Annotated in this window: 32 protein-coding genes; 18 read left to right on the top strand and 14 right to left on the bottom strand. The window is 54.1% G+C overall.

Going from position 1 to position 24,024, the window contains the following annotated elements; all coding sequences use genetic code 11:
* Positions 1–233 (bottom strand): hypothetical protein (locus tag MVK60_RS09000; RefSeq protein WP_297438589.1); only part of this gene is annotated, 233 nt, incomplete at its 3' end.
* A 49-nt stretch (positions 234–282) separates the two neighbouring features.
* Between MVK60_RS09000 and MVK60_RS08995 the strand changes: the two genes are divergently transcribed.
* Together MVK60_RS08995 and MVK60_RS08990 are read left to right on the top strand one after the other, a co-directional pair.
* Positions 283–1,146, top strand: a complete 864-nt coding sequence (locus MVK60_RS08995) for a hypothetical protein (RefSeq protein WP_297438587.1) — start codon at positions 283–285, stop codon at positions 1,144–1,146.
* Between the two features lie 32 nt (positions 1,147–1,178).
* Entirely contained in the window at positions 1,179–1,718 is a 540-nt protein-coding gene (locus tag MVK60_RS08990) for an RNA 2'-phosphotransferase (protein WP_297438585.1), read from the top strand.
* On the opposite strand, the gene MVK60_RS08985 is transcribed toward MVK60_RS08990, so the two are convergent.
* The 8 genes from MVK60_RS08985 to MVK60_RS08950 all read right to left on the bottom strand — a co-directional run bounded on the left by MVK60_RS08985 (position 1,702) and on the right by MVK60_RS08950 (position 10,502).
* On the bottom strand, positions 1,702–2,940 hold the full coding sequence (locus tag MVK60_RS08985; protein ID WP_297438583.1) for an MFS transporter: 1,239 nt from the start codon (positions 2,938–2,940) through the stop codon (positions 1,702–1,704). The genes MVK60_RS08990 and MVK60_RS08985 overlap by 17 nt on opposite strands.
* Before the next feature lie 63 nt (positions 2,941–3,003).
* Positions 3,004–4,161, bottom strand: a complete 1,158-nt coding sequence (locus tag MVK60_RS08980) for an FAD-binding oxidoreductase (protein ID WP_297438581.1) — start codon at positions 4,159–4,161, stop codon at positions 3,004–3,006.
* Positions 4,151–4,441, bottom strand: a complete 291-nt coding sequence (locus MVK60_RS08975) for a (2Fe-2S)-binding protein (RefSeq protein ID WP_297438607.1) — start codon at positions 4,439–4,441, stop codon at positions 4,151–4,153. Before MVK60_RS08975 ends, MVK60_RS08980 begins: the two co-directional genes overlap by 11 nt.
* Positions 4,434–4,952, bottom strand: a complete 519-nt coding sequence (locus MVK60_RS08970) for a 4Fe-4S dicluster domain-containing protein (protein ID WP_297438579.1) — start codon at positions 4,950–4,952, stop codon at positions 4,434–4,436. The genes MVK60_RS08975 and MVK60_RS08970 overlap by 8 nt, the downstream gene beginning before the upstream one ends.
* The gene (locus MVK60_RS08965; protein WP_297438577.1) at positions 4,945–6,390 is read right to left on the bottom strand and encodes an FAD-dependent oxidoreductase; all 1,446 of its coding nucleotides are present in this window, start codon (positions 6,388–6,390) and stop codon (positions 4,945–4,947) included. The genes MVK60_RS08970 and MVK60_RS08965 overlap by 8 nt, the downstream gene beginning before the upstream one ends.
* Positions 6,391–6,504: 114 nt before the next feature.
* Entirely contained in the window at positions 6,505–7,665 is a 1,161-nt protein-coding gene (locus tag MVK60_RS08960; RefSeq protein WP_297438575.1) for an FAD-binding oxidoreductase, read from the bottom strand.
* 2 nt (positions 7,666–7,667) lie between these two features.
* On the bottom strand, positions 7,668–9,146 hold the full coding sequence (locus tag MVK60_RS08955) for an FAD-dependent oxidoreductase (RefSeq protein ID WP_297438572.1): 1,479 nt from the start codon (positions 9,144–9,146) through the stop codon (positions 7,668–7,670).
* A 186-nt stretch (positions 9,147–9,332) separates the two neighbouring features.
* Positions 9,333–10,502: a GTP-binding protein gene (locus MVK60_RS08950; RefSeq protein ID WP_297438605.1), complete on the bottom strand. Its 1,170-nt coding sequence runs from the start codon at positions 10,500–10,502 to the stop codon at positions 9,333–9,335.
* A gap of 118 nt (positions 10,503–10,620) precedes the next feature.
* Between MVK60_RS08950 and MVK60_RS08945 the strand changes: the two genes are divergently transcribed.
* The 5 genes from MVK60_RS08945 to MVK60_RS08925 all read left to right on the top strand — a co-directional run bounded on the left by MVK60_RS08945 (position 10,621) and on the right by MVK60_RS08925 (position 13,468).
* Positions 10,621–11,073 carry an Lrp/AsnC family transcriptional regulator gene (locus MVK60_RS08945; RefSeq protein WP_297438570.1) on the top strand — a complete coding sequence of 151 codons (453 nt, stop codon included), beginning with the start codon at positions 10,621–10,623 and terminating at the stop codon, positions 11,071–11,073.
* A gap of 73 nt (positions 11,074–11,146) precedes the next feature.
* Positions 11,147–11,647 (top strand): deglycase PfpI, encoded by a 501-nt coding sequence (gene pfpI, locus MVK60_RS08940; protein WP_297438568.1) that lies wholly within the window; start codon positions 11,147–11,149, stop codon positions 11,645–11,647.
* A 260-nt stretch (positions 11,648–11,907) separates the two neighbouring features.
* Complete coding sequence (locus MVK60_RS08935) at positions 11,908–12,342, top strand: PspC domain-containing protein (RefSeq protein ID WP_297438566.1); 435 nt, start codon at positions 11,908–11,910, stop codon at positions 12,340–12,342.
* A gap of 1 nt (position 12,343) precedes the next feature.
* Positions 12,344–12,571, top strand: a complete 228-nt coding sequence (locus MVK60_RS08930; RefSeq protein ID WP_297438564.1) for a hypothetical protein — start codon at positions 12,344–12,346, stop codon at positions 12,569–12,571.
* Positions 12,572–13,468, top strand: a complete 897-nt coding sequence (locus tag MVK60_RS08925) for a triphosphoribosyl-dephospho-CoA synthase (protein WP_297438562.1) — start codon at positions 12,572–12,574, stop codon at positions 13,466–13,468.
* Here MVK60_RS08925 and MVK60_RS08920 read toward each other — a convergent pair.
* The 3 genes from MVK60_RS08920 to gcvH form a co-directional block, all read right to left on the bottom strand.
* Entirely contained in the window at positions 13,452–13,733 is a 282-nt protein-coding gene (locus MVK60_RS08920; RefSeq protein ID WP_297438560.1) for a family 4A encapsulin nanocompartment shell protein, read from the bottom strand. The genes MVK60_RS08925 and MVK60_RS08920 overlap by 17 nt on opposite strands.
* A 44-nt stretch (positions 13,734–13,777) precedes the next feature.
* Entirely contained in the window at positions 13,778–14,431 is a 654-nt protein-coding gene (gene snatA / locus MVK60_RS08915; protein WP_297438559.1) for a neutral amino acid NAAT transporter SnatA, read from the bottom strand.
* 162 nt (positions 14,432–14,593) lie between these two features.
* Positions 14,594–14,998, bottom strand: coding sequence for a glycine cleavage system protein GcvH (gcvH, locus tag MVK60_RS08910; protein WP_297438603.1), 405 nt, complete (start codon positions 14,996–14,998; stop codon positions 14,594–14,596).
* A 174-nt stretch (positions 14,999–15,172) separates the two neighbouring features.
* Between gcvH and MVK60_RS08905 the strand changes: the two genes are divergently transcribed.
* From MVK60_RS08905 to MVK60_RS08870, 8 genes are read left to right on the top strand one after another with little or no spacing between them, the layout of a single operon-like run.
* Positions 15,173–15,778, top strand: a complete 606-nt coding sequence (locus MVK60_RS08905) for a Na+/H+ antiporter subunit E (RefSeq protein ID WP_297438557.1) — start codon at positions 15,173–15,175, stop codon at positions 15,776–15,778.
* Positions 15,754–16,026: a monovalent cation/H+ antiporter complex subunit F gene (locus MVK60_RS08900; protein WP_297438555.1), complete on the top strand. Its 273-nt coding sequence runs from the start codon at positions 15,754–15,756 to the stop codon at positions 16,024–16,026. The genes MVK60_RS08905 and MVK60_RS08900 overlap by 25 nt, the downstream gene beginning before the upstream one ends.
* The gene (gene mnhG / locus MVK60_RS08895) at positions 16,023–16,337 is read left to right on the top strand and encodes a monovalent cation/H(+) antiporter subunit G (RefSeq protein ID WP_297438553.1); all 315 of its coding nucleotides are present in this window, start codon (positions 16,023–16,025) and stop codon (positions 16,335–16,337) included. Before MVK60_RS08900 ends, mnhG begins: the two co-directional genes overlap by 4 nt.
* Entirely contained in the window at positions 16,318–16,548 is a 231-nt protein-coding gene (locus MVK60_RS08890) for a hydrogenase subunit MbhD domain-containing protein (RefSeq protein WP_297438551.1), read from the top strand. Before mnhG ends, MVK60_RS08890 begins: the two co-directional genes overlap by 20 nt.
* Complete coding sequence (locus MVK60_RS08885; protein ID WP_297438549.1) at positions 16,545–16,796, top strand: hypothetical protein; 252 nt, start codon at positions 16,545–16,547, stop codon at positions 16,794–16,796. The genes MVK60_RS08890 and MVK60_RS08885 overlap by 4 nt, the downstream gene beginning before the upstream one ends.
* Positions 16,787–17,194, top strand: coding sequence for an MnhB domain-containing protein (locus tag MVK60_RS08880; protein WP_297438547.1), 408 nt, complete (start codon positions 16,787–16,789; stop codon positions 17,192–17,194). Before MVK60_RS08885 ends, MVK60_RS08880 begins: the two co-directional genes overlap by 10 nt.
* Entirely contained in the window at positions 17,187–17,474 is a 288-nt protein-coding gene (locus MVK60_RS08875; protein WP_297438545.1) for a cation:proton antiporter subunit C, read from the top strand. Before MVK60_RS08880 ends, MVK60_RS08875 begins: the two co-directional genes overlap by 8 nt.
* On the top strand, positions 17,471–18,949 hold the full coding sequence (locus tag MVK60_RS08870) for a proton-conducting transporter membrane subunit (protein WP_297438543.1): 1,479 nt from the start codon (positions 17,471–17,473) through the stop codon (positions 18,947–18,949). The genes MVK60_RS08875 and MVK60_RS08870 overlap by 4 nt, the downstream gene beginning before the upstream one ends.
* Here the strand turns inward: MVK60_RS08870 and MVK60_RS08865 are convergent.
* Positions 18,932–19,339 (bottom strand): ACT domain-containing protein, encoded by a 408-nt coding sequence (locus tag MVK60_RS08865; RefSeq protein ID WP_297438541.1) that lies wholly within the window; start codon positions 19,337–19,339, stop codon positions 18,932–18,934. The two genes, MVK60_RS08870 and MVK60_RS08865, sit on opposite strands and share 18 nt — an antisense overlap.
* A gap of 225 nt (positions 19,340–19,564) precedes the next feature.
* Between MVK60_RS08865 and MVK60_RS08860 the strand changes: the two genes are divergently transcribed.
* The 3 genes from MVK60_RS08860 (at position 19,565) to MVK60_RS08850 (ending at position 23,349) form a co-directional block, all read left to right on the top strand.
* A complete protein-coding gene (locus tag MVK60_RS08860) occupies positions 19,565–21,496 on the top strand; it encodes a hypothetical protein (RefSeq protein WP_297438539.1) in 1,932 nt (643 codons plus the stop codon).
* Between the two features lie 59 nt (positions 21,497–21,555).
* Positions 21,556–22,707, top strand: coding sequence for a cation:proton antiporter (locus tag MVK60_RS08855; RefSeq protein WP_297438537.1), 1,152 nt, complete (start codon positions 21,556–21,558; stop codon positions 22,705–22,707).
* 168 nt (positions 22,708–22,875) lie between these two features.
* On the top strand, positions 22,876–23,349 hold the full coding sequence (locus MVK60_RS08850) for a pyruvoyl-dependent arginine decarboxylase (RefSeq protein ID WP_297438535.1): 474 nt from the start codon (positions 22,876–22,878) through the stop codon (positions 23,347–23,349).
* 39 nt (positions 23,350–23,388) lie between these two features.
* Here the strand turns inward: MVK60_RS08850 and MVK60_RS08845 are convergent, their stop codons facing one another.
* The gene (locus MVK60_RS08845; RefSeq protein ID WP_297438533.1) at positions 23,389–23,889 is read right to left on the bottom strand and encodes a hypothetical protein; all 501 of its coding nucleotides are present in this window, start codon (positions 23,887–23,889) and stop codon (positions 23,389–23,391) included.
* Positions 23,890–24,024: the final 135 nt, after the last annotated feature.

The raw sequence follows: 24,024 nt of genomic DNA, 5'->3' as shown, positions 1-24,024 counted from the left end.
AGGAACAGTGCGTAGAATGGAACCCATCTTCTTCTTTTACCGCCAAGGAAGACACAGGCGAGAAGCGTGGGGAGAAGGAAAAGAACGTTGTACACTGTGAACTTTAAAGCTCCAGTCCCGTGGCTCATGTAAAAGCTTTCCGTTCTTCCATAGGCCGCGAGTGAAATTACTACACTCATCGAGGCGATTAACAGTTTTCTCTGAGGCGTGTTCAAATTTTTGAAGTGTGACATGCCTAGAATTCCCGGGCAAACTTTTTAAGGTTTGAGAAAACCTCTCCGGGTGAGTAAGTTGAAAAAGCTTGCATACGTCTTGATGGTTCTGGTCGTCATCGGGTTCTCAGCGGGCTGCATCGAGAACGGCTCTCATGCTTCCAGCTCCCCGACGGGCGTTCAGAGTTATTCTCCGACCAGTTCATCAAAGTCCGCGGGCCAGATCAAAAAGTATTCCCTCGACGAGTTTCTGAACAACCTGGAGAAAATAAAACGGTTCTCCTACCGTGAGAACACGAGCACGGTTCTTAACCTAACCCTCACGACTGGTAACCTGACCCAGAGTAGGAACGTTACTGTAATATACCGTAGAGTCAGATACGTGGATCTCGCGGACAGAAAGGCAGACATAAACACGACCACTATAACATTTCCGAGTGGTGTATCGACTTTTACGAGGGACATAATAGTTGGAAAAGACGTCTACGTCTTCCTCGGTGCCAGGTGGCTCAAGCTAACCAACGAAACTCTCGGGATTTCTCTTGGAGCGTTGCTCAACATGACGTGGAAATATAACATAGTTAGCTTCGCGGGGAGATACCTCCAACGGAAGCCCTTTAAGGAGGCATTTGAGAACGGGACGCAGTTCCTCTACTACAACATCACGGAGGAAGACTTAACTGCCATTGCGAAGGCTTTCATAGGAAACTCTAACATGACTTTCAACGTAACCAAAGGTGTTCTCGAGCTCCGCTTCAGGAACGGCGTTCTCGTTGGTGGCAGGATGGGATACCGCATAAGCGTTCACATCCGGGGAGAAAACCTCGGGAAGCGCGTTGATGTCTACGAAATAGGGCACGTCTACGATGAGTTCATAATTTTTGACATCAACGTTAAGAAGCCGGTTAAAGTTCCCCAGAGCTACGTTTCCTAAAGGGTTTTATCCTCTACCACTGCCCTTTCTACATGCCGTCGAGGGTGAGGGTCAGCAAGCTTATGGCCTACATACTTCGCCATTCTCCGGAGGAGTTCGGTCTTAAACTCGACAGAGAGGGCTTCATCCCCCTGGAGGAGCTCGTGAATGCCCTGAGAAGGGTCTACCCAGACGTAACCGAGGAGTTCGTGAGGGAGATAGTCGAAAGGGACCCTAAGGGGCGCTACGAGATTAGAGATGGAAAAATCAGGGCGAGGTATGGCCACAGCTTTGAGGTAAGGCTCAACCACGGGGAAGACACGGAAACAAAAATCCTCTACCACGGGACGCCGAAGAGGAACCTTGGGCGGATTATGGAGGAGGGCCTTAAGCCGATGAAAAGGCAGTTCGTCCATCTAACAACGAGCAGGGAAGAAGCCCTCGAAACGGGCAGGAGGCACGGAAGGGACGTCGTTCTGCTCGTCATAGACGCCGACTGCCTGAGGAGAAAGGGCCTGAAAGTCTACAAGGCCGGGAAGAACGTTAGAATAGTCGAGCGCGTTCCGCCCGAGTGCATCACTCTGGCAGTCTGAGGGCTAAAACGAAGGCCAGCCCGAGGGGAACCAGCGTGCTGATAAAATTCAACGTGAAGCTTACTCCCGAGAGATAGCCCCCTATGAGAGGCCCGACGACCCAGCCGAGGCTCATCATGGCGTTGAGCAAGCCCATCCCCTGGGCCCTCTCGCTGACCTTAACGTTCTGGGCGACGTAGGCAGAGGTCGAGTTTATCGTCAGAACCCACTTGACGCCCGAGAGGAAAGCCACTCCAAAGACGAGCCAGACGTTTTTAACGAAGGCGTAGAGCAGAAAAGCCAAGCCGTAGCCCGCTATGGCTATCAGGTAGAACCTCTTGGCTCCATACCTGTCTATCAGCTTCCCGAGGAAGTAGCCTGTTAACGCGGCCGCGAGGCTCTCGATGCCAAAGATAACGCCAACGCTCCACTCGCCGAAGGTCTCCTTGAAATAAACCGACGATACGCTGTAGAACTGCCCGCTGGCGACCATGACGAGGAAGACCGTTGCGTAGAACATCCCAAGGCGTCCATGTATCAATCGCCTGAAGGCCGAGCCATTAACGGTTGCCCTCCAGCTCTCCCTGCCTTCCTGCACAAGAATCATGCCGAGGAGAGAGCGTCTTCCGGTCGGGCGCTCGCGGATTAAGATGACTATCCCGGCTGAGACGAAGAGGAGGAGACCGGAAATGAGGAAGAGTTTCCTGACACCGAGGTAGCCGATTATCGCCGAGCCGAGGAAGTTGCCCACCATGTAACCGGCGTTTTCGATGGAGTTGAAGAGACCGAATATCGAGCCCGCCCTGGTCGAGAGCTCGGATATGAGGGCGGAGTGGGCCGGCGTCATGGCAGAACCAGAGACACCCTGGAGGGTTCTGAGAATTAAAACGCCAGCGGCGGAGCCGATGAAGGCCATTGCCGTGTAGAACACACCTATGGAGGCCACGCCGAAGGCTATGAATCCCTTCCTATTGCCCGTTGAGTCGGAGAGCCAGCCGAAGGGGTACTGGGAAACGGTAGAGGTTAGGTTGAAAGCGACACTTAGGAGACCCACCATGAACATACTCGCACCGAGGAGGCGCATATAGACGCTGAGGTATGGGAAAGCCATTCCGAAGGACACGTTGGCGATGAACATGGCTACCGCTAGAATAGCGACGTTCCTCCGTTTAACCCGGAGTTTCTTGAGTTTGAGCGTCTTCTCGCGTTTTCCCTGGGCAACTACGAGTTCTCTCTTCGCCATCGCTGGAAGAAAGGATTGGGGGCTTATAAAATTTCCGTCGAAATGATAAGAAGAGGATAGAAATTATCCCATCTGGAGTGCCTGTCCGCGCAGTTCTCCACGCTCGAAGCGGTACGGGTCGTAGAACTCAAGGGGTTTGTCGGTTTTTCCATTCACGATTAGCTCCGCCAGGGCCTCTCCCACAGTGGGCGCTAGCATGAATCCATGACCGGAGAAGCCAGCTGCTATGTAGAACTCTTCCACCTCCTTTATCCGACCGATGGCCGCATTCCCATCAGGGGTCTCAGCGTAGAACCCTCCCCACACCCTTATTACGTTGACATATTTGAGGGCGGGGACTATCTGACTGAAGCGGTAGCTTACCCCCCTGAGGAATTCATAGGTGGGTGTGATGTCGTAGGTTGGGCCGTATTTAAGGCCGTAGCCACCTATAACCCCTCCCTGGTTGGCTTCCTGCGTTAGGTAAACCCCCCCGTGCTTGAAGGAAACCACCATTGGCTCGATCTGGCCGGCTTTTATCGGCTCCGTCTTGACGCTCTGATGCTTGTAGGGGTGGATGGGGAGATCAAGCGGAAGGCCTGCCATCCTGTTTACCAGGGGTGCCCAGGCGTTGGCCGCGTTTATCACCCGCTCTGTCCTTATCTCCCCCCTGTCTGTGACAACGGCCTTTATCTCGCCTCCCTCCACCTTGATGTCCTTTGCCTCGGTGTATTCATGGATTTCAACCCCCAACCTCCTGGCAGCGTCTGCGTAAGCGAAGACGGTCTTGAATGGATTGGCCTTTCCGTCCGTGGGGTTCCATGAAGCGGCTATAACCCCATCAGTGTTCAGGAGGGGCACTATCTCCTTGGCCTCCTCAGGTGTTATTATCCGTGATGGGACGCCTAACCGATTCTGCAGAGTTACCTTCTCTTTGAAAGACTCAAGCTCCTCCTCATCGTAGATAAGGAAGAGGTAACCGGTCTGGGTGAACTCCACGTCGCGTCCGAGCTCCTCCCTCAGCCCACCCCATAGCTCCACCGAGCGCTTCATCATCTTGATATTGGCCTCCTCGCCAAACTGCTGCCTTATTCCCGTTCCACAGCGGAAGGTCGAGCCGTTGCCGAGGTAGCCCTTCTCAAGGACTACGATTTCTTCCTCCCCGAGCTTGGCCAGGTTGTAGGCGATTGAAAGGCCGATTATGCCGCCGCCTATGATAACGGTCTCCGCCTTATCCCTCATCGTCCATCTCCCCCGCGAGTACTCCCATCATCACCGGTCTCACTGGAACGCGCGTGGCTGGAACAGGGGTTTCTTCGGGTTTTCTGCCTGTTTTCCTCGCTATTATTCCTATAACAAGCGGCACGCAGGTCCTGCCCTGGCAGGGACCCATCCCAATGCGCGTGAGGCGTTTTATCTCCTCAATGTCGGTTATCCCCTGCTCCACCAGTTCTTCTATCTCCTTCAGCGTAACGTCGTTGCAGCGACAGATTATTATCCTCTCCCTCGGATCTTCAGCCATCTTCCTCATCCCCTGGCACCTTTATGCCCCTGACCTCCCAGGCAAGGTCTATGGGCATCTCCACTGTGATAACCGCCCTATCCCCCATGCTCTTTTCGCGCGGGATGACGAGAACAACCCTCCCCCTGCCGACGGGTTCGCCGGTGCGGTTGAGTAAGATCACCTCTTCGCCCCTCTTAGGAACCGGCAGGAGTTCGTAGGGCATCGTTACCCTTGCTCTGTTACCGACGTAGTGCACCATGAAGAAGGCCAGGCCAGGACATATCTGAACGCAGAGGGAGCAGCCCACACACTTCTCGTAGTTCACAATCGGCAAATCGTTGGGAGTAGGCATCTCGATGGCGTTGACGGGGCATACCTCCCTGCACGGGGCGCAGGGTATCTCCTGCGGACACTCCGGAATCGCAACCGGCCGTTTCCTCATCCTCTCCTCGCTCGGCAAGGGGATGAACTTTTCAAGCTCCTCCGGGGTGATGTAACCGTTTCTGAGGTAAGCGGGAATCTCACTCACTGGCGACACCTCCGATAAGGGCCTTCTTTATTCCCTCCAGCACGTGTCTTCCGAAGGGACCCGAACGGAACTCATACAGGTCGCGCTGAGCCTTCTCTATCTCGTTGAGCCATTCTGGAGCGGCAACCCCCGCCGTCAGTGCGGCCGCTATGCCCGCTATTTTTCCCTCCAGCATAGCGGTGGTGGCCTCCTCTATTCCGGCGGAGTCCCCTGCGACGAATATCCCCCTGATGGTGGTCTCCATCCTCTCGTCCCTCACGGTTACGTGCCCGCCCAGCTCGCGGACGTACCTTACCTGACAGCCGGCCTGGTGGAGGAGTTCGATGCTGGGTCTCAATCCAACAGCTAGGGCTATGACGTCAACCTCAAAGGTCCTCTCCGTTCCGGGAACCGGCCTCCAGTTCTCGTCCAGTCGGGCAACGACTGCCCTCTCGACCCTCTCCTTCCCCTCGGCGCGCAGGATGGTGTGTCTCGTGAGTATCGGAACCCCGAGCCTTCTGACCTTGGCGGCATGGACGAAGTAGCCGCCCACCTTGGGCATGGCCTCGACTATCGCTTTCACCTCAACTCCGGCCTGGATGAGCTGATACGCCAGAATAAGTCCCACGTTTCCGGCCCCGATGATCAGGACTCTATCGCCGGGCTTGACTCCGTAGGTGTTCATGAGCGTTTGAATCGCGCCGGCGCCGTAAATCCCGGGCAGGTCGTTGTTCTCAAAGGGAATCATTTTCTCCATAGCCCCCGTCGCAACGACGAGGCTCTTTCCCATAAATTCGACCAGTTCAGTGTTCCTCCGAACGGCCGTGATGAGCTTTTTCTCACCCTCCTGGAAGATTCCAAGGGCTGACGTCTCCAGGAAAATCTGTATATTATACCTCTTTTTCGCTTCGTTGCTAAGGATCCTCGCTATCTCAACCCCCCTGATCCCAGCGAACTGCTCCCTCTTCCCGAAGAACTTGTGGGTCTGCTTGATGAGCTGGCCGCCGAGCATTGGCTGTTCGTCAATTAGGATTACCCTCGCCCCGGCGTCCGCGGCGTTTATGGCCGCCATCAATCCCGCGGGTCCTCCACCAATGACGACCACGTCAGCCTCGTGGCGGGGCACGTCCCTCCAGGCCGGAGACTTCGCTGTCTTTGGGAGCTCCTCTTTCCCCCTCTGCATCTCCACCCTCATGCCATCTTCTACAAGGGTAATGCAGGAGCGGACGTTGGGAATCCCGTTCACCTTCACCAAACACGAAGAACACTTGCCTATGGCACAGAAAAGCCCTCGAGGGCGGTGTTTCTCACTGCTGTGGCTTAGGACGCGGATTCCAGCTGCGTGAAGTGCCATTGCTATTGTTTCACCATCGTAGGCCTCTACTGGCTGACCTTCGAAGTATATTTTAACCTTCCTGCCGCGATGAAATCTGAGAACTGGATGTTCAGTGAGGCGCATCTCCTTTCACCAGTGTAACCTAGAGGGGGAGGTTTATGAGGATTTTTTCATAAAAACGTTGTTCACCTTTGGTTGAAAACGAAAAACAGGAAAATGTCCATTAACACTTCGCTTTCACCCCATCTGGAGTGCCTGTCCGCGCAGTTCTCCACGCTCGAAGCGGTATGGGTCGTACCAGTTCACTGGAAGGTCCGTTCTTCCCTTCGTCACGAGTTCGGCCATCATCTCTGCAACCGCCGGCGCCATCATGAAGCCGTGGCCTGAAAATCCAGCCGCGATGTAGTAGTCGTCCAGCTCCTCGATTTTTCCGATGGTGGGGTTGCTGTCTGGGGTTTTGGCGTAGTAGCCTGCCCACGTCCTCAGTATGAGGAGCTCACGCAAAGCTGGAACTATCTTGGTGAAGTAGTAGCTCACCTCGCGCATAAATTCGTAGGTCGGGCTGAGGTCGTAGGTCGGGCCGAGTTCATAACCAACGCCTCCAACGATGCCGCCGTGGGCGGTCTGGGTTAGGTATGCGTGCCCGTACTTGAAGGAGATGACCATCGGCTTTATAGAGCCCCTCTTTATCGGCTGGGTGATTACCGCCTGGTGCTTGTACGGCTCAATCGGGATTTTAACGCCTATCCCGGCCATCGCGTTGATGAGCTTGGCCCACGCGTTGGTGGCGTTGATGACGGTGCCGGTCCTAATAACCCCCCAGTTCGTCTTCAGGCCTTTAATCTTGCCGTTTTCAACTATGAAGTCCTTGACCTCCGTGTACTCGACGAGTTTGGCACCGAAGCGCTCGGCGTTAAGGGCAAAGGCGGCGGTGGCGTAGAACGGATCTGCCTTTCCGTCGGTGGGGTTCCAGGAAGCGGCGATAACCTCGCTTATGTCGATGAGCGGCACTATCTCCTTGGCCTCCTCAGATGTTATCAGTCTCGTGGGGACGCCAAAGCGGTTCTGGATGGCTATGTTGCGCTTGAACTCCTCTACTTCATCGTCGTCGTAGAGCAGGAAGAGGTAGCCAGTCTGCTCGAAGGAGAAGCCGTACTCCTCGCTGTATTTCCTCCACAGTTCGACGGAGCGCTTCATAGTCCGTACGTTTGCCTCATCGTTGAACTGCTGCCTTATTCCCGTTCCACAGCGGAAGGTCGAGCCCGAACCTATGAAGCGCTTCTCGATAACCGTGACGTCTTCGCCTCGCTTCGCTAACTCGTGGGCGATTGTAACCCCTACTATCCCACCGCCTACGATGGTTATCTCGCTCCTTTCGGGTAAACTCCTAGTCGGCATCTTTAATCCCTCCCCGCGGGGACCTTCATCCTGACGTTCTTTATGGGAGGCCTTGCGACGGGCATGTCGAGCTCTCCCATTGGCGTTCCATTCCTCTGTGAGGCTAGGAGGGCACCGTTGAAGAGGCAGAAACGGCCCTGGCAGAATCCCATGGCCAGGTGGGTGAGGCGTTTAATTATCTGCAGGTCTGTTATGCCGCTCTTCACCACGTCGTCAACCTTTTTGAGGGTGACTCCGCAGCCGCATATCTGCACGTCCTCCCCCCTGAACTCGTCGAGCGGGAACCTGGGTATCTGTCTGCCCACGGGCTCGTACTCCCTCAGTCTCTCCCTATAGGTGCAGGGCTCGGCCTCAAAGCCGAACTCCTTGAGGACGTTAGCCCCGACGAGCTTCCCTTCTAGGTAGTTCGCGTGGTGGGGCTTTACACTCACCGCACTCCCCGCGACGTATATCCCTTCCCTTATCCTGTGTCGGTCATCGAGAACCGGGGTGTAATAACCGCGCTTGAACCTGAGTTTTCCACCGGCCTGTGTGACTGGGTTTATGTCCGGGATTCTTCCGTCGGCCATTATCACGGCGTCGACCTCGTAGACGTTGCCGTTCCCGTCGATGAGGCGTTCAACCCTACCCACACCTTCGACGCGTCTGGGATTTGGCACGACAACATACTCTATGCCCCAGCGTTCCAGTTCGGGGAGTACTTCCTCAGGGAACGCCCCAACGACGGCGACCCTTCTTCCCGGAGCGACTCCCCAGACATTGATGACCTCCAGGGCATCGCTCCTTCTGAATACACCCGGATAGTCGTTGTTTTCGAAGAGCATTATCGAGTCGACGGCCCCAGTGGCGATGACGATGCGTTTGGCCATCACCTCGATGAGCTGGTCTTTCCTCACGGCTGGGACTAGGAGATACTCTCCCCTGTCAAAAACTCCCAGGGCGGCTGTACTGAGGAAGACGCGAACGTTCTCCGGAAAATTGGTTAACTTTTCAATGGCTCCCCTTGGATCCCCAAAGTCCTCCTGTTCAACGCCCTTGAGCCACATGTCCCCACCAAGCCAGCCCCTCTCCTCGATGAGTGCAACGGTGAGTTTTCCCCCGATCTCCTCAACGGCTCCAAGACCCGCGGGACCGGCGCCTATAACGGCAACGTCCACGACATAACGGAGGACCGGCTTGTCCCTATCCACGTTCACCTGTTCCTGGAACTCATCGTAGGACTGTCTCTTTATTCTCATACCGTCTCTGACCCTTAGCTTTCTCCCGTTGATGTTTTTAACGCCGTTAACGGTTAGGGGGACCGGGCCGAAGGTGAAGGCGCCCCTGTGTCTTCCCTCTGTACTGATTGTGAGCCAGTAAACACCGTTAGCGAGCATTGCGACGGGGAACTTCTCGCCTTCATAGGCTTCGTATTCCTCTCCCTCAAAATAGATGGTGATCCTCTTAGAAGGGTCCTTCTCGGTCAGGTCGAGCGTTCTCATGCTCCCACCTCAAAAGTTTTACAACCGGCGCCACCCTTTATACACCGATGCTTATAAACGTTGGGTTGTGCAAAAAAGGTTTTAAACAGGATTTGGCCCCGTTATGAACGTACGCCGGTTGGCATTCTTTTTGAGTTTATCGAGAACGTAGGGGTGAAGTTGAGTGCATTGGGTCGTTCTACTTAATTATCTAATATGAATCTCAACCACATCCCCGTCCTCAAGAACGTGGTCTGCTCCAACCCTCTGGCCCGGGAACTTGACGCTCTTACCCCAGACCCGAGCGTAGCGGAAGTTCCTGGCGAACTCTTTATGAACCTTCTTGGCGACGTCGAGGACGGTGGAGCCCCTCTTCATGGCTATCGGTGGGTAAGCCGGGTCCTCCCCCGGGCTCTTGGTGAAAACACGTATTATCCCTGCGAGGTCGTAGAGTGTCTCCCTGAGCTCATCCAGGTTTACCCCGCGCCGTGCCGACACAGGTATTATCCTAAAGCGTTCCCCATAGTTTCTCACCAGACGCTCGTAGTTCTCCCTACTTCCGGCCGCATCTCCCTTGTTCGCTATGATCACGCCCCTTCTCCATACGAGGCTGTCGTCCAGGGCGTCGGCGAACTCCTCCAGGGTTACCGGTTCCTTCACAGTGACTTCCGCTGAGTGGATGCGCTCCTCGCGGAGCATCTTCATGACCTCGCCCACATCACCCTGGATGTTCTCCACCCCGTTTATGATGATGCCCCCGCTGGACGTCCTTTTTATCTCAACGCGCGGGCGCCTCCTGTTCACTTTGATGCCCGCTCTCTCAAACTCCCGTAAGAGCAGGTTCATCTGTTTTATGGAGTCTTTTGAGAGGTCAACGACTATAGCCACGGCGTCGGCGTTCCTTATAACGCTAAGCAACTGCGTGCCCATGCCTTTTCCAAGGGATGCTCCTTCAACGAGTCCCGGAACCTCCACCAGCTGTATCTGAACGTCTCTGTAGTGCATCATCCCCGGGATGGGTTCGACCGTGGTGAACGCATAGTCGGCGACGTCCGCCTCAACGTTGGTCAGTCTCTTCATTAGGGAGCTCTTGCCGACGTTTGGAAGTCCCACTAGGACTATCTGAGCCGCTCCTTCCTTTTTCACGCTAAAAGAGTACCCTCCACTTCCTTTTTTCTGGAGCTGTCTCTGCTTTTCAAGTTCTTTTCTGAGCTCTGAGAGCTTTCTTTTTATCTGAAGTCGAAGTTTCTCCGTTCCCTTGTGCTTTGGCACCGTGGCGTACATCTTCTCTAGGGCGCGTATCTTTTCTGGGATGGTTCTTGCGTTTCTGTACTCCTCCTCGGCCGCTAGGTACTCTGCTGTCACGTTCGTTGGCATGGACACCACCAAGAAGCTCTTCAAACTAAAGAGCCTGGCCAGTTTTATAAAAGTATGGTTCCACAAAATCGGCAAATTTATATACTTATCCGAAAATTTTTTCAGTGGTGGTGAGCTCATGCGAATGGGTTTGGACGACGTCGATAGGAAGATCCTCTCGATACTCCAGAAGAACAGCAGGACGCCCCTCCGCGAGATTTCTCGTGAGGTCAACCTCGCCGAGTCCACGGTATATGAGAGGATAAAGAAGCTCAAGGAGCGCGGCATCATAAAGAAGTTCACGGTGATACTTGATCCCGAGGCTTTGAACTTCAACCTTCTGGCTTTCATCCTTATCAAGTCCAGGGCAGGGAAGTACGCCACCGTGGCCGAGGAGCTTAGTAAATACCCGGAGATCGTCGAGATTTATGAGACCACTGGAGACTACGACATGCTCATCAAGATAAGGACCTACGGTAGCGAAGAACTCAACGAGTTCCTTGACACGATCGGGAGAACGGATGGGGTTGAGGCCACCCACACCATGGTGGTTCTGAAGGTTCACAAGGAGACCACCGAGCTCCCGCTCTGACCATTTCCGTCCAGAAAGGGTTATAAGTGTCTTTTCCTATCTTCATCTGAACGTTAGCATGGAGGTGTTTGAGATGAAGGTGCTGTTTCTGAGCGCGGACGGTTTTGAAGACTTGGAGCTCATATACCCCCTCCACAGGATAAAAGAGGGAGGGCACGGGATCTACGTGGCGAGTTTTGAGAGGGGCAAGATAACGGGCAAGCACGGCTATTCCGTCAACGTTGACCTTGCCTTTGAGGAGGTTGACCCGGACGAGTTCGATGCCCTCGTTCTGCCCGGCGGAAGGGCGCCCGAGATAGTCAGGCTCAACGAGAAGGCCATTGAGATAACTAGGAGGATGTTCAAGGAGGGCAAGCCCGTCGCCAGCATCTGCCACGGCCCGCAGATACTCATCTCCGCCGGAGTGCTGGGGGGCAGGAGGGGCACCAGCACTATAACCATCAGGGACGACGTGGTAAATGCGGGCGCTGAATGGGTGAACGAGGAGGTAGTGGTTGACGGCAACTGGGTCAGCTCAAGGCACCCCGGCGACCTCCACGCATGGATGAGGGAGTTCGTGAAGCTCCTTAAGTGAGCATTTCCTCACCTTGTTTTAGTTGGGATGTATGGAGGACGGTCGCCGGAGTGTGAACCTTATGGGGCTGGTTGGTATATCCCACTGGTGGGAATATGATCATGCACGTCGGGGTTTTCCGATCGTGATTGGCGCCGTTCTGGCGGTTGTCCTCATCGGGGCCACCGTCACTTTGCTGGTGAGTTCCTCGAACATATTGAAAACGTGACGGTTGAGTAATGGTTTTTAAGCCCACCCTATCCCATTATGGTGGTGGTGAGATGGGGGGAAAACTCACAAGGTCAAGGAATGAGAGGATTCTTCTAGGTGTCCTAGGCGGGATCGCCGAACACATCGGGGTGGACCCAACCCTTGTGAGGCTTATATTCGTGGTCCTCCTGGTTTTCAATCCAGTGGCGATGGTACTGCTCTATTTTCTGGCGGCTTTAATAATACCCGAGGAGGGGAGCGGGCCGGTGGAGGGCTCTCTTCCCGATAGGCTGGACACGGTCATCGATGAGACCGAGGATGGACTGAGTAGGATTTTCCCAGACAGAGATAATTCACGGGTAATCGCCCTCGTTCTCATACTCCTCGGTGCTCTGCTCCTGGCGGGGCCGTTCGTCCGCGTTCTAACGCCGGCCATAGATTTCAGGACGCTCACCGCGGTGGTCCTCCTGGTAATCGGTGTAATCCTGCTCACGGGGGGTGACTGATGTGAGGTGGCTGGGTTCAGTTATGGTCTTTCTGGGTTTCCTCGTTCTGTTGAAGGAATTCCAGCCCACGTTCTTGGAACCCCTTAAACCCTACGCCCCCTACATCAAGGACGCCTTCTGGGGAGTAACTCTGGTGGCCTTTGGGTTTTACCTCATGTTCAGGAAAACGGCTAGGCGGATCGTCCTGGCCCTCTACATCCTGTACCTGCTGATATACCTGGTGATATAAATGGAACGGTGGAGGATAATCAAAGCGTTCACACTGGGGCCCCTTCTGGAGGCCGCGATTCCCAAACCAGGCAACGTGAATCGCTACCGCGATTTCGACGATCTGAGCTTTTACAATTTCCTATTTGCCGAGACTTGGACGGTGGACATACTTCACGAGGCCACGAAAGTCGGTGATCTGCTGAGGAGGGGCACGTACCGACTCAATGAGGCGGGCATTGGGGAGCTAATAAAAAGGGCCGTTCAGAACTCGAAGGAGGTTCAGGATGCCAACCCCAGTTTTGGGGTAACCGCGCTCTCCATTCCCCTGGTCATCGGGCTTGCGGCCGGAAGGAACATGATTGAGGGTAGGGAGTGGGCGGTGCGGCTGATAGGCGAATCCACGGCACGGGATACGATGGAGCTCTACAGGGCAATACGTCTCGCGAATCCCAAGGGCATCCCGGGCGGTGTCAAGTACGACGTCTACAGCGATGATTCTTTTCGGGAGGTCTTCAGGGACAGCGTCAACCTGAAGAGGCTGGCAGAGATCAGCTGCGATAGGGAACTGGTGTTCTGTGAGTGGATAAACGGCTACGAGCTCAGCTATAGAACCTTTGTACGTCTGTACTCCATGGTTAAGGAGGATTCCCTTGAGAATGCTGTGAGGAGAGCATTTCTTGAGCTGCTGGCAACGGTCCCTGATACCCTGATAATTAGGAAGGCTGGGATGGAGGAAGCGGGACTGGTCATGAGAAAAGCCAAAGGGGTCCTGAACGGGGAGATGAGCGCTGAAGAACTCGACGCCTTTATGAGGGAGAAGGGGGACTTGAGGAACCCTGGAAGTCTGGCCGACGTGATGGCTGTGGCTTTGAGTCTACTGCTGCTCAGGGGGTACCGCTTCACTCAACAACCCTAAAGCGCTTGGCACCGCCGAGTCCCAGACCCAGGGCGCTGGAGTCTACAACGACCCCGTCGCCGTCGAGTTCATCGAGGATCCTGACCGTTATTCCGGACAGTTCCAGAACCTCCTCCTCTCCTCCAAACTCCTCGGCAACCTGGGCTTTTACGTACTCGTACGCTTCGGCGCCGAACAACACCACGTCCGGCTGATAACCGTCCATCTTGAGCTCATTGGCCTTCTCCTCTATGGCACTCAGAACACGGATAAGGTCTCCCCTCATACTACCACCGGATGGGGGTTGAAGGGAAACCTTAAAAGGTTTCCTCAGAGCCCAAAGGCCCCTTTAACCCCGTTTATTATCATCTGAACCGCCATAGAGGTCAGTATGAGGCCCATCATCCTGGTCATGACCTTTATCCCCACCCTACCGAGACGTTCCTGTATCCTGTTTGCGGAGTGCAGGACGAGCCAGACCGTTAGGCCTATCGTGACTACCGTCGTCATGACGGTGAGTTTTCCAGGCAGGGTTCCGCTCTTCGCCATGTATATCATGACCGTCGTTATGGCCCCCGGACCGGAGATCAGGGGGATCGCAAGGGGGATTATTGCGACCTCTTCAAGGGTAACGACGTCCTCCCCAAACTCCTCGGTTTCCTCGCGACTGATCTTCACGGATGAGAGTTTCCCGGAGAGCATCTCAAGGCCCATTTTGAACAGGAGTATCCCTCCTGCTATGGAGAACGCATCGACGCTTGACCCGAAGAATTTGAATATCCACTGCCCGATGAGGGCGAAGGTCAGCAGGGTCAGGATCACCGAGACCGACGTTTTATTGGCTATCTCTCTGCGGTTTACGGGGTCAAGGTCATGTGTAATGCTGAGGAACATGGGGACCGCTCCAACTGGGTTTGTTATTGCAAACAGCCCTCCGTAGAGGAGCAGGAAATACTTCAGGAGCCCTATCACGTGACCACCCATCAACCTGGTTAAAAAGAGTTTAAAAACATAGGGCCGTTTCTATAATTGAGCGATGAAGACCTCTAGGGTATCTGACGGTCCGATGATGAACCAGAAAGGCTGAGCTCTTTTTCTTTTTCGGCCCCACCCTTGAGGGGAAATATGAAAACGGTGAAGATGCGGTTAAATCTCTTCGAGGTACTTGGCGTAGGCTTCTGCGTCCATTAACCCTTTGAGCTCTTCCTCAAGGTTGGTCGGCTTGAGCTTGGCTATCCAGTTCTCGTAGGGTTCCTCGTTGAGGACCTCGGGGGAGTCCTCAAGAACCTCGTTGACTTCAACCACCTCGCCGCTGACAGGGGCGTAGACCTCGGAGACGGCCTTGACACTCTCAAGCTCGCAAAGGACATCGCCTTTGCTGACCTCCTTTCCAACCTCCGGAAGCTCAACGTAGGCGAGGTCACCGAGCTCCTTCTGGGCGTAGTCGCTTATGCCCACGAGAACCGTCCCGTCCTCAAGAACCTGGGCCCATTCGTGGTCTTTGGTATAGTAAAGCCCCTCCTTGACCTTGTATTCTCCGGCTTTAATCATGAACATCACCGATATCACTAGCGGGCCGTAGATTTAAACTTTTCCATAAATGATCGCTATGGCAACCAAGAGGTAGCTCAGATTGAGTAGGAATCGCTCGTATATCCTTCGAAAAAATGTCTGAAGTTGTGAAGTTTCAAAACTATTATAACCCCAAAAACCGTAAATTCCATTATGAGCAGGGTTCACTTCTACCTCAAAGAACGTATCGAAGACATCAAGAGGAGGGTTCTTTACGAGAGCTACGAGGCGATGAAGCTCCCCCCGTGGGAAAGGGTCGCCGTAACCTGGGTGGTCCTCTTCACTTTCTGGCTGCTGGTGGCGGGTTGGGGGGATGAGGTTCACCTGCTCATAGCCGCTGTGGTCACGCTGCTCATCGCGGTGATAATGAGGGACATGCTGACGGAGGATATACGGGGGAGGGGGCACCTTCTCATCAAGTCCCTCTACATCTTCCTTTTTGTGGTTCCTCAGTACCTGTTCATCATGGCGTTCCGCCTCCTTGAGAGCAACCTCCGCGTCGTGAGAAACGTTATCCTCCTGGACATAACCCCTGGCATCATTAAGATCGAGGCGGATCTCTACTCTGATACGGGCCTGACGATCCTCGCTAACTCGATAACGCTAACACCGGGAACATTGACGCTGGATGTGGAGAAAAAGCTCGGGAAAGCTTATTTGTACGTTCACTGGATCAACGTGGAGACGCTGGACGGTGAGAGGGCAGGGAGAATAATTAAGGGGGATTTGGAGGAATGGCTGAAGAAAATTTTCTGGTGACCCTCAGGTACACCGTTTGGTTCCTGGTCTTTACGGCCGCCGTGGTCAGCTACCGGGTCGTGTTCGGTCCGACCTTGGCCGATAGGATGGTTGCCCTCAACACTGCCACGACGAAGGTGGTCGTTATGGTGGCGGTGCTCTCGGTAGTGCTGGACGCGTACTACCTCCTAGACGTGGCTGTAGTCCTCCTCATGGTAAACGCCGTGGGCGGCCTCATAACAGCCAGGTACCTGGAGGTGGGAAGGTGATCGAGTTCGTCCTCCTGGCGTTTGGGTTGTTCATAATGCTGTTCGGAGCTTTGGGTCTCCTTCGTTTCCCCGACGTGTACACCAGACTTCACGCGACCTCCAAATGCGACACCGGCGGGGCAATGAGCATACTGCTGGCCCTTGCCGTTTCCGTAAATGCGCCCCCCCTCATAAGGCTCAAGTTCATACTGCTCGCCTTCCTTATAGCCCTCATCAACCCCATGCTATCCCATGCAATAGCGAGGGGAGCCTACAAACGTGGGATAAAACCCAAAGTGGTGGTGGATATGTATGGTGGGGACCATCCTTAGCGTCCTTCTGGTAGCAATGGTTTTCCTGGCCGTCTCGGTGGTGGAATCCAGGGAACCGGTTAGGGCGGTTATCCGCTACGGTCTCCTTGGCCTAGTGTTCGTGCTCGTGCTTATCATGCTCAGGGCCCCCGACGTGGCCCTGTCCGCTGTGGTTGTCGGGGCAGTGCTCACCGGACTCTTCCTCTACGCTGTTAGGGGGGTAGGGGAGTGAGGCGTCTGCTTGCAATCCTGATAGCTGGTGCGCTCTTGGCGACGCTCTGGGGTCTCGATTACTCGAAGACCATTGGAGGGAGCTACACCTACTACGTGACCCACTGGAAGGACGTGGGAATACCCAACCTGGTCACGGCTATTCTAGCTGACTGGAGGGGTTACGACAGCCTTGGGGAGGTGGCCATTCTGTTTGCCGCTGCTACCGGCTTCTCGCTCATATTGGGAGGGAAGGGGAGATGGGGATGACCTTAGTGGTTAAGACAACGACCACGCTGGTGGCACCGTTTCTGGTAACTTACGGGGCTTACCTGGCTCTGTACGGATACGCAAGCCCAGGGGGCGGTTTTCAGGCTGGTGTGGTCCTGGCGGTCAGTGCCATCCTCCTGATGACCGCGTACGGCCCAAGATGGGTAAAAAGGCACTTTCCCGGAGGGGAGGTCAGTTTATTGGAGGGGTTTTCTGGCCTGTTCCTCACGGCCCTTGCACTGGCCGGTCTCCTGTTCGGGGGCTTCTTCTTCAACTTTCTGAGGCCTTACCTTCCGGGGGGCACGATCGTACTATTCAACGTTGGGGTGGCCTTAAAGGTTGCCGCCGCGTTTATCCTTACGTTTTATCTCCTGTCCAGGTGGGTTGACCATGATTGACGCGGAGACCGTTGGGGTTCTAGTAATGTTAATAGGTCTCTACGGCATCATGGTAAACGAGAAACCGATAAAGCAGGTTCTCTCCGTAAACGTGCTCTCGGTTGGGCTTGTACTTTTCTTCATCGGGACGGGCTACGTACCAAACCGAACGTTCCCGGTGATGCCCGCGAACCCCGTTGACCCGCTCCCCGCGACCCTCATGCTCACAACACTGGTGGTGGACGTGGCACTGACGGCCCTGGCACTTGCTCTGATAACCGACATGGGGGTGGATGCGTGATCCCTCTGCTCGCTGCACTTCCGCTGTTATTTGCCTTTGCCACTGCGCTTCTCATTCCCCTACACCGTAATAACCTGACCAAGTACTTATTTCTGACGGGTGCCTTTGCCCCTTGGGTGGTTTTTCTCTTCGGGGGTGAGGGAAGCGAGGTCGTCGGCGGCTGGACGCGGACGGGGGGTATTGAGGTTGCCGTAGGCCCGTACAGCAGGTGGTTTATCCTGGCGGAACTGCTGCTCTTTTCCATCGCTGCGCTTTACTCCGTGGTTTACTTCAGAGGAAAGGTTAAACCATTCGTCCTGCTTCTCCTGATTCATACGGGACTCCTGGGTGCCTTTATATCCCGCGATCTCTTCAACTACTACATCTACATGGAGGTCGTGTCGGTGTCCACCTTCTCCCTCGTGGCGTTTCCAAGGGACAGCGAGGCTAAGCGGGCCGCGTACAAGTACCTCATGCTGTCCATGATCTCATCTTACTTCTTTGTGTTTGCAGTCGGGTTGCTGTACCTCAAGACAGGATACCTCAACCTTTACCTTATGTCCCGGGCCGTAACGCAATCAAAAGAGGTAGTCGCTGCGATCGCGATAGCCTTTACCTCCCTGCTTCTTAAGGCGGGTGTGTTTCCTCTTCACTCCTGGCTCCCCGATGCAAATTCTGTGGCCCCAACACCGGTTGTGATTCTCTCGGGGATAACCGTAAACGTGCCCCTGTACGGTATGCTGCTCCTTTCCAAATACCTCCCATTGAGCATCCACTTTAAGACCGCACTCACTTCCATTGCCTTCGTGTCAATGTTTGTCGGGGCGGGTATGGCCCTTCTTCAGAGGGACGCGAAGAGGTTGCTCGCCTACTCGACAGTCTCCCAGATGGGGTACGCCCTTATTGGACTCGGAACGGGAAACCTGCTGGGGGCTGTGTACTACTCCTTCGCACACGCGATAATCAAAGGGGGCCTCTTCCTCTCAGTTGGTTCCCTCTCAGATGCCAGGGGGAGCCGGCGTCTTGATGCCCTCTCGTACAGGGGAGATACCCTGATCGCCGTCTCAGTTATCGCCCTCAGTTTGGCCATCGGCGGTGTTTCCCCATTCGTAAGTGCCCTGGGAAAAGCGGAGCTTCTTCGCGGTCTGACGTGGGGTCGGTGGCTCTTTTACCTCGCGGGTGTTGGGACCTTGGCCGCCTTCGCAAAGCTCAACTACTGGTTATCGCGCGGTGTTGGGGTGGGTGTTGCAGGGGTTTACCGATTCCTTTCAATAGTTCCCCCACTTTTGGTGGTGGTTTTTGGACTGTATCTTTACAGGGCTCTCCAGCCCCTTGATGTGGTTATAGTGGGTGCAGGCATCTTAACCTTTGCCCTGCTGAGGCTCTCCGGACTCACTGGCCGCGGGATTGGGTTTGACCTCCCTGTGGGGAGGGATGTGAGCATAAACGCGGCCCTGTACGCACTCTTTCTACTGTTCCTACTCCACGTTCTTTAGGCTGACCTCCCTTACCCCCTCCTCATTGAGGAGCTCCCTCTCAAGCTCTTCCAGAGGAATCCTGCTCTTGCTAACGTCAAGGACGGCAACGATAGCCGCCAGGTCCAGTTCTTTAAGCTCCTCACTCTCACTGAAGAGGATGTTTGCCCCATGTCTCCCGAAGAGGCCGCTCACCTTTGCCAAGACACCAGGCCTGTCCTCCACAACCAGTTCAACTTCGAGGAGCTTCTTCCCGGGGAGGGCTATCCTCTCAAGGTGGGCCTCCTTAAGCCCTGGGTCTATCTCGACGAGGAAGTACCCCCCCTCCACCAGCCCCAGCTCGTGGGCGTACTCAAAGGGAAGCTCCACCTTTCCATCCTCCTTGATCCTTACAATCTCGTAGTGTTTCATGTATGGACTTTCAGGTTCATGGATAAAAACCTACTCTAAGTTACGTCCGCCCCTGCAATCTTTACTGGAATACGCAACCCTTAAGTATTATAAGTTTCAAAGATTTGGAGACTTGGACAGGCACGTGGAGATAACGGCCGTCCTACTTTAACACTGGGTGGGTGAACATGGGGTTAAGCTCCATTTGCCAATCCCGCTCTCCAATCACAGATTGAGGGAGTTAAAATGAAGCTTAGGGAGAGGATAGCTTCGCTCTTCGTGTTCATTCTTCTCCTGCTTCAGGTTTACGATTTCGTTCTGGATTCTCTGGATGCCGCTAACGTGCAGGTTAGCCTCCCCCCGTTTCTCAACGATCTGGCTATATTCGCCACGATGTTTTTAGCGTTCTTCATATTCCAAGAATTCCTTGAAATTGAGTTTGGACTTCGTCCCGTTACCGTGTACACCCTCATTTCTATATTCTTCCTTTCGAACGTTAACATAATGCTGAAGTTCATTCTTCCGAATAGGGTTCTTGTAGAGTACAGGGGAGTTCTCAACATGCTGCCGATCCTGTTGATGTTCCTGGTCCTCCCCGTTGTTGCCTACCTTTTCGAGAAGAGCGTTAGAAAGATGGTTATGCTCCTCCTGCTGGCCATTGGGATAGTTTATCCGGTCAGTCAGCTTTATTCTCTCCTGATGGACAAGTTTGTGGCGCTCGCAGCCACCCTCTACCTCGTGTATTCTGTGGTCAAGAGTACTTCGAGGGAGGGCCTAAACCTCCGGGAGCTCTTTCAGATGGTTCTTGAGTTTGATACCTTCATTGCCGAGGAACTCCTGATAAAACCCGCAGGTAAGGTTAACAAGCTGGCTTTTTATTTTTATGCAGTTCTCCTGTTCTATATTCTCTCCGATTTTAATCTATACGTGGTCCCTGCTACAACCGGGCTCTGGGACCCCTCAGGTTACCTCGCCCAGCTGGGACTCACCGTTTCCAGAGTTCATGTGCCGGCCGCCACCTACATTTCCCTTGGAGCGTACGTTTATTCCATTCTCTATCCCTTCCTTCTTAGGGCGCTACATGAAAAACTCGATGTTGTAAAGCTCACAGTCGTTGAGATACCGGTCATGGTAACCTTCTTCATCTTTCCCTCCGTTCTCCTGAGCCCTCTGGTGAGCTACAATGGCTATGGCGTTGTTATGATGCCGTGGGTTCCTAATTACGACGTACGCCTGTCCATCTTCGCGCTCGTGGCGTCCTTGTCTCTCTTCGCCATTATCCCCCTCTACGAGAAGAACTGGCCGGAGGTGCTTTCCTCGGTCCTCCCTCTGGCCTCACTCTCGTTTATAGCACCGTACGTGCTCGTCTATATCTACTCCCTCACCGAGAGCATCATCATGTGGTACCGTACCTCGCCCTACCTCGTGTTCTTGGTTGTTCTGCTGGCTTTCTTTGTCATCTCCATCGCCGTGATATCCTGGGATTGGATGAGGCAGGCACTTGTTTCGGCCCCGGGAATGCTTACTCAGGTTGTGCTCCTCTACGTGGCTCTGGTATTTCTGGTTCTGGTTCCTTCTATCTACTCCACATCTTTTTTCATCTTAATGGCGCTGTACTTCGTGGCCGTGAGGTCTGGGACCTCTGGAATATTCCTTAAGGGCGCTCTGGTCTTTTATCTGTCAACGATCCTCTTCCTTGGACGGTACGAACTTCTCTCGGTCCTTCTCCTGGTCCTGCTCTATTTCATCCTCAATTTCAGGGATGAACTGGTTCATTCTCTGCCAGACAGGGGCACTGTGGTATTCTCCCTGCTGCTTGTTCCCGCGTTCATCCTGTTCGGGAGGGGGCTGGGTGAGATCATTCCCTTCAGCAAAACCGCGGTGGGCCTGTTGCTGCTCTTACTTTTCAGCGTTGCGGAGGAGGTCATGATGAAGGGAATAATCTATAGGGGGGCTGGAACGTCCCTCCAGACGAGGCTGGTCGTCGGCATGCTCTTCCTGTTTACCCATCTCTTGAACCTGAACATCTTCTTCACGTATCTGAAGATTATCCCTATTTACTCGGTGTACCTCTTCCTCTATCAGCTCCTCAGCCTCTATCTGTACGACCGTCACCCATCTGTTCCGTATTTGTCCCTTGTACATTTCCTGATAAACGCGGGTATCCTCTTGGCTTAGGGAGTTAGAACCGCCAAAGATATTTAAGGGATACCCCGCAGAAGTTATGGGGGTGCCTGTTGGCGTTCGACGTTATCGGTTACGTCTTCATTATCATAGCCACCGCACGGATTTTCGCTGAGATCTTTGAGCGGTTCGGCTATCCCGGCTTTCTCGGTGAGATCTCTGCCGGACTGCTTTTGGGGGCCATCATCCACAACCTTCCAAGGGAGGAACTGGGTCTCCTGGCCGAGCTTGGTATATTCTTTCTCATGCTATACGCTGGCCTTGAGCTTACGCCGGAGGAGGTCCGTCTGGGCGGCAGGAAGAGCTTCCCGATATATCTCATCACCCTCACCGTCATGTTCCTCCTCACGGTTCCTTTTACCTCTTACCGGGTGGGAGCCGACAACGTGATAGTCGCCTCCATACTCTCAGTCGCGTCCGCACCCGTGGTTCTGAGGATGACACGTTTCTTTGGGAAGGATTTTCTGCACATAGCCCTCTCTTATGCCGTTATAAGCGAGGTCGGAACCTTGGTCATTCTGTACCTTCTCATAAATTTCGAACTGCATCACCTCAGCTACTTCGGGATATTCCTCGAACTCGTCAAGGACGCGGTTTTCCTGACTGTTATACTTGGCATCAATTACGTCATCGGCATAAAGCACAAGCTGTGGCTCGTGACCAAACTTCGCAGGCTCAAAAGTGATGAGGCCGTCTTTGGGATGGTTATGATACTGGCGACGTCCCTTGCCCTGGTCAGCGAGCAGATAGGCCTCCACTTCAGCATTGGGGCTTTTTTAGTTGGTCTACTCCTTCACAGCGACCTCATGGGCACCAAACAGTACGAGCGGGTTCACACCATAATCTCTGGCGTGACCTACGGCATCTTCGCCCCCATATTCTTCGCTTGGAGGGGAATAAACTTCGATACCGAGCTCTCCCTTGTCGTCGTGTACTTCTTCGTTGTTATATACTTGGTCAGGATAGTGCTGACGACGGCGCTGGTGTGGGAGGAAAGTCTGAAGACGTCCCTGTCAAGGGCTGCCGGGATTTCGAGTTTTGGAGTTCTCGGTCTTCTCGTTGGGGAGATCGGATACTCGTACGGGGTTTTGAGTGAACACATGTACGCCCTCGCCTCCCTCGTGAGCATCCTCGGGATATTCGTGTCGGCCACAATAGGAAGGGCTGTGGAGGTGTACAACAGTAAGGCCCGAGAAGCTCCCTGAGGGGTGCGTGGAGGCTTATCCACCGCTCTTACCCTCCTTGGCTTTGCCATTCCCGCAGTGCACGCTGTAACGAAACGTTTTTAAGCCAGTGCTTGATTAGCGAGTGAGCGAGTTCGGGTTTAAGTCATTAAATGAAAGACTGGAGAGAACTGGACGGAGGAAGTTGAGATGAGCTGGACAACTCCCAAGAAGGCGTTTATAGGCGCGGCCGCTGCCGAAGGCGGTACCAAGCTCAACGCCTTTGACAACGCCCTGCTGAAGTTGGGTATAGGTAACGTTAATCTGGTCAAGCTGAGCAGCGTCATCCCCGCACACATTGAGTGGATGGAGGGCGTCCACGACGTTCCCATAGGAATGCTCCTTCCCACCGTCTATGCCCATGTGGAGAGTGATGAGCCCGGAATGACCATCAGTGCGGCCCTTGGGGTCGGTATAAGTGAGGGTAACCAGGGGGGTCTTATCTACGAGTACTCCGGTTACTGCACTAAAGAAGAGGCCGAGGAAATGGTCAGAAAAATGGTCGAGGAGGGATTCGCAGTCCGCGGCTGGAACCTCAAAGAGTTCCGCGTGGCTTCTGCCGAGGCCACCGTAAGGGACAAACCAGTGGCGGCACTGGCGGTCGTCGTTATGTTTCCGTATTGAACTGTCCCTTTTTGTTTGAGAATCTCTCTTCGCTGTTCTTTATGTCTCCTTCACGTCAACTACTCTGAAGAGGTTGTCCCCCAGAACCTCGAACAGCATGTTGTACCGCACGCCGTCCCTGATCGCAACGATCTGGGCGTATCCGGTGCTCTCACTCCCCTGGGAGCTCATCCACACGATTTCAAACCTCTTCTTCCGGAGCACCTCGTAAAGGGGGCCTTTTATGGTGTTTCCAGGTCTGATGCGACTATCTTCGGACTTCCCGTTTAGGAACATCCACAGTTCCATAAATGTCCTGCGGGGGCTCTCACTGTCCACGGGAAACAGAAACTTAACGCTCCCACCCTCGACTATCATGAAACGGTGTCTGGTGTCCTCAAATACCGCAACGACAACCTCCACTTTGGGGTCGTTTCCCTCCAGACTGACCTCCCCCACCAAGTGCGGTACCCCGTACCTCATCCCGTCCTCAGCCTCTTTCGCCACGCGTTTTATCCTGCGGAAGAGCTCCTTTCTGATGTTTGAATGGCCCGTGGACATTTACCGCACCTGTGGACACATTTCGTGTTTTCGTCTTATAATCCTTACCATGCAGTTGCAAAAATTATAGTACATCAATGTCCGTTGCTGTCTGTGTGAACTTATGCTACTATTGTACATGGATAACTGAGCACG

Origin of the sequence: Thermococcus sp. (assembly GCF_026988555.1) — an archaeon.
Taxonomy (GTDB): Archaea; Methanobacteriota_B; Thermococci; order Thermococcales; family Thermococcaceae; genus Thermococcus.
Note: the sequence above shows the minus strand (reverse complement) of the source record. Positions and strands in the feature narration are given on the sequence as shown.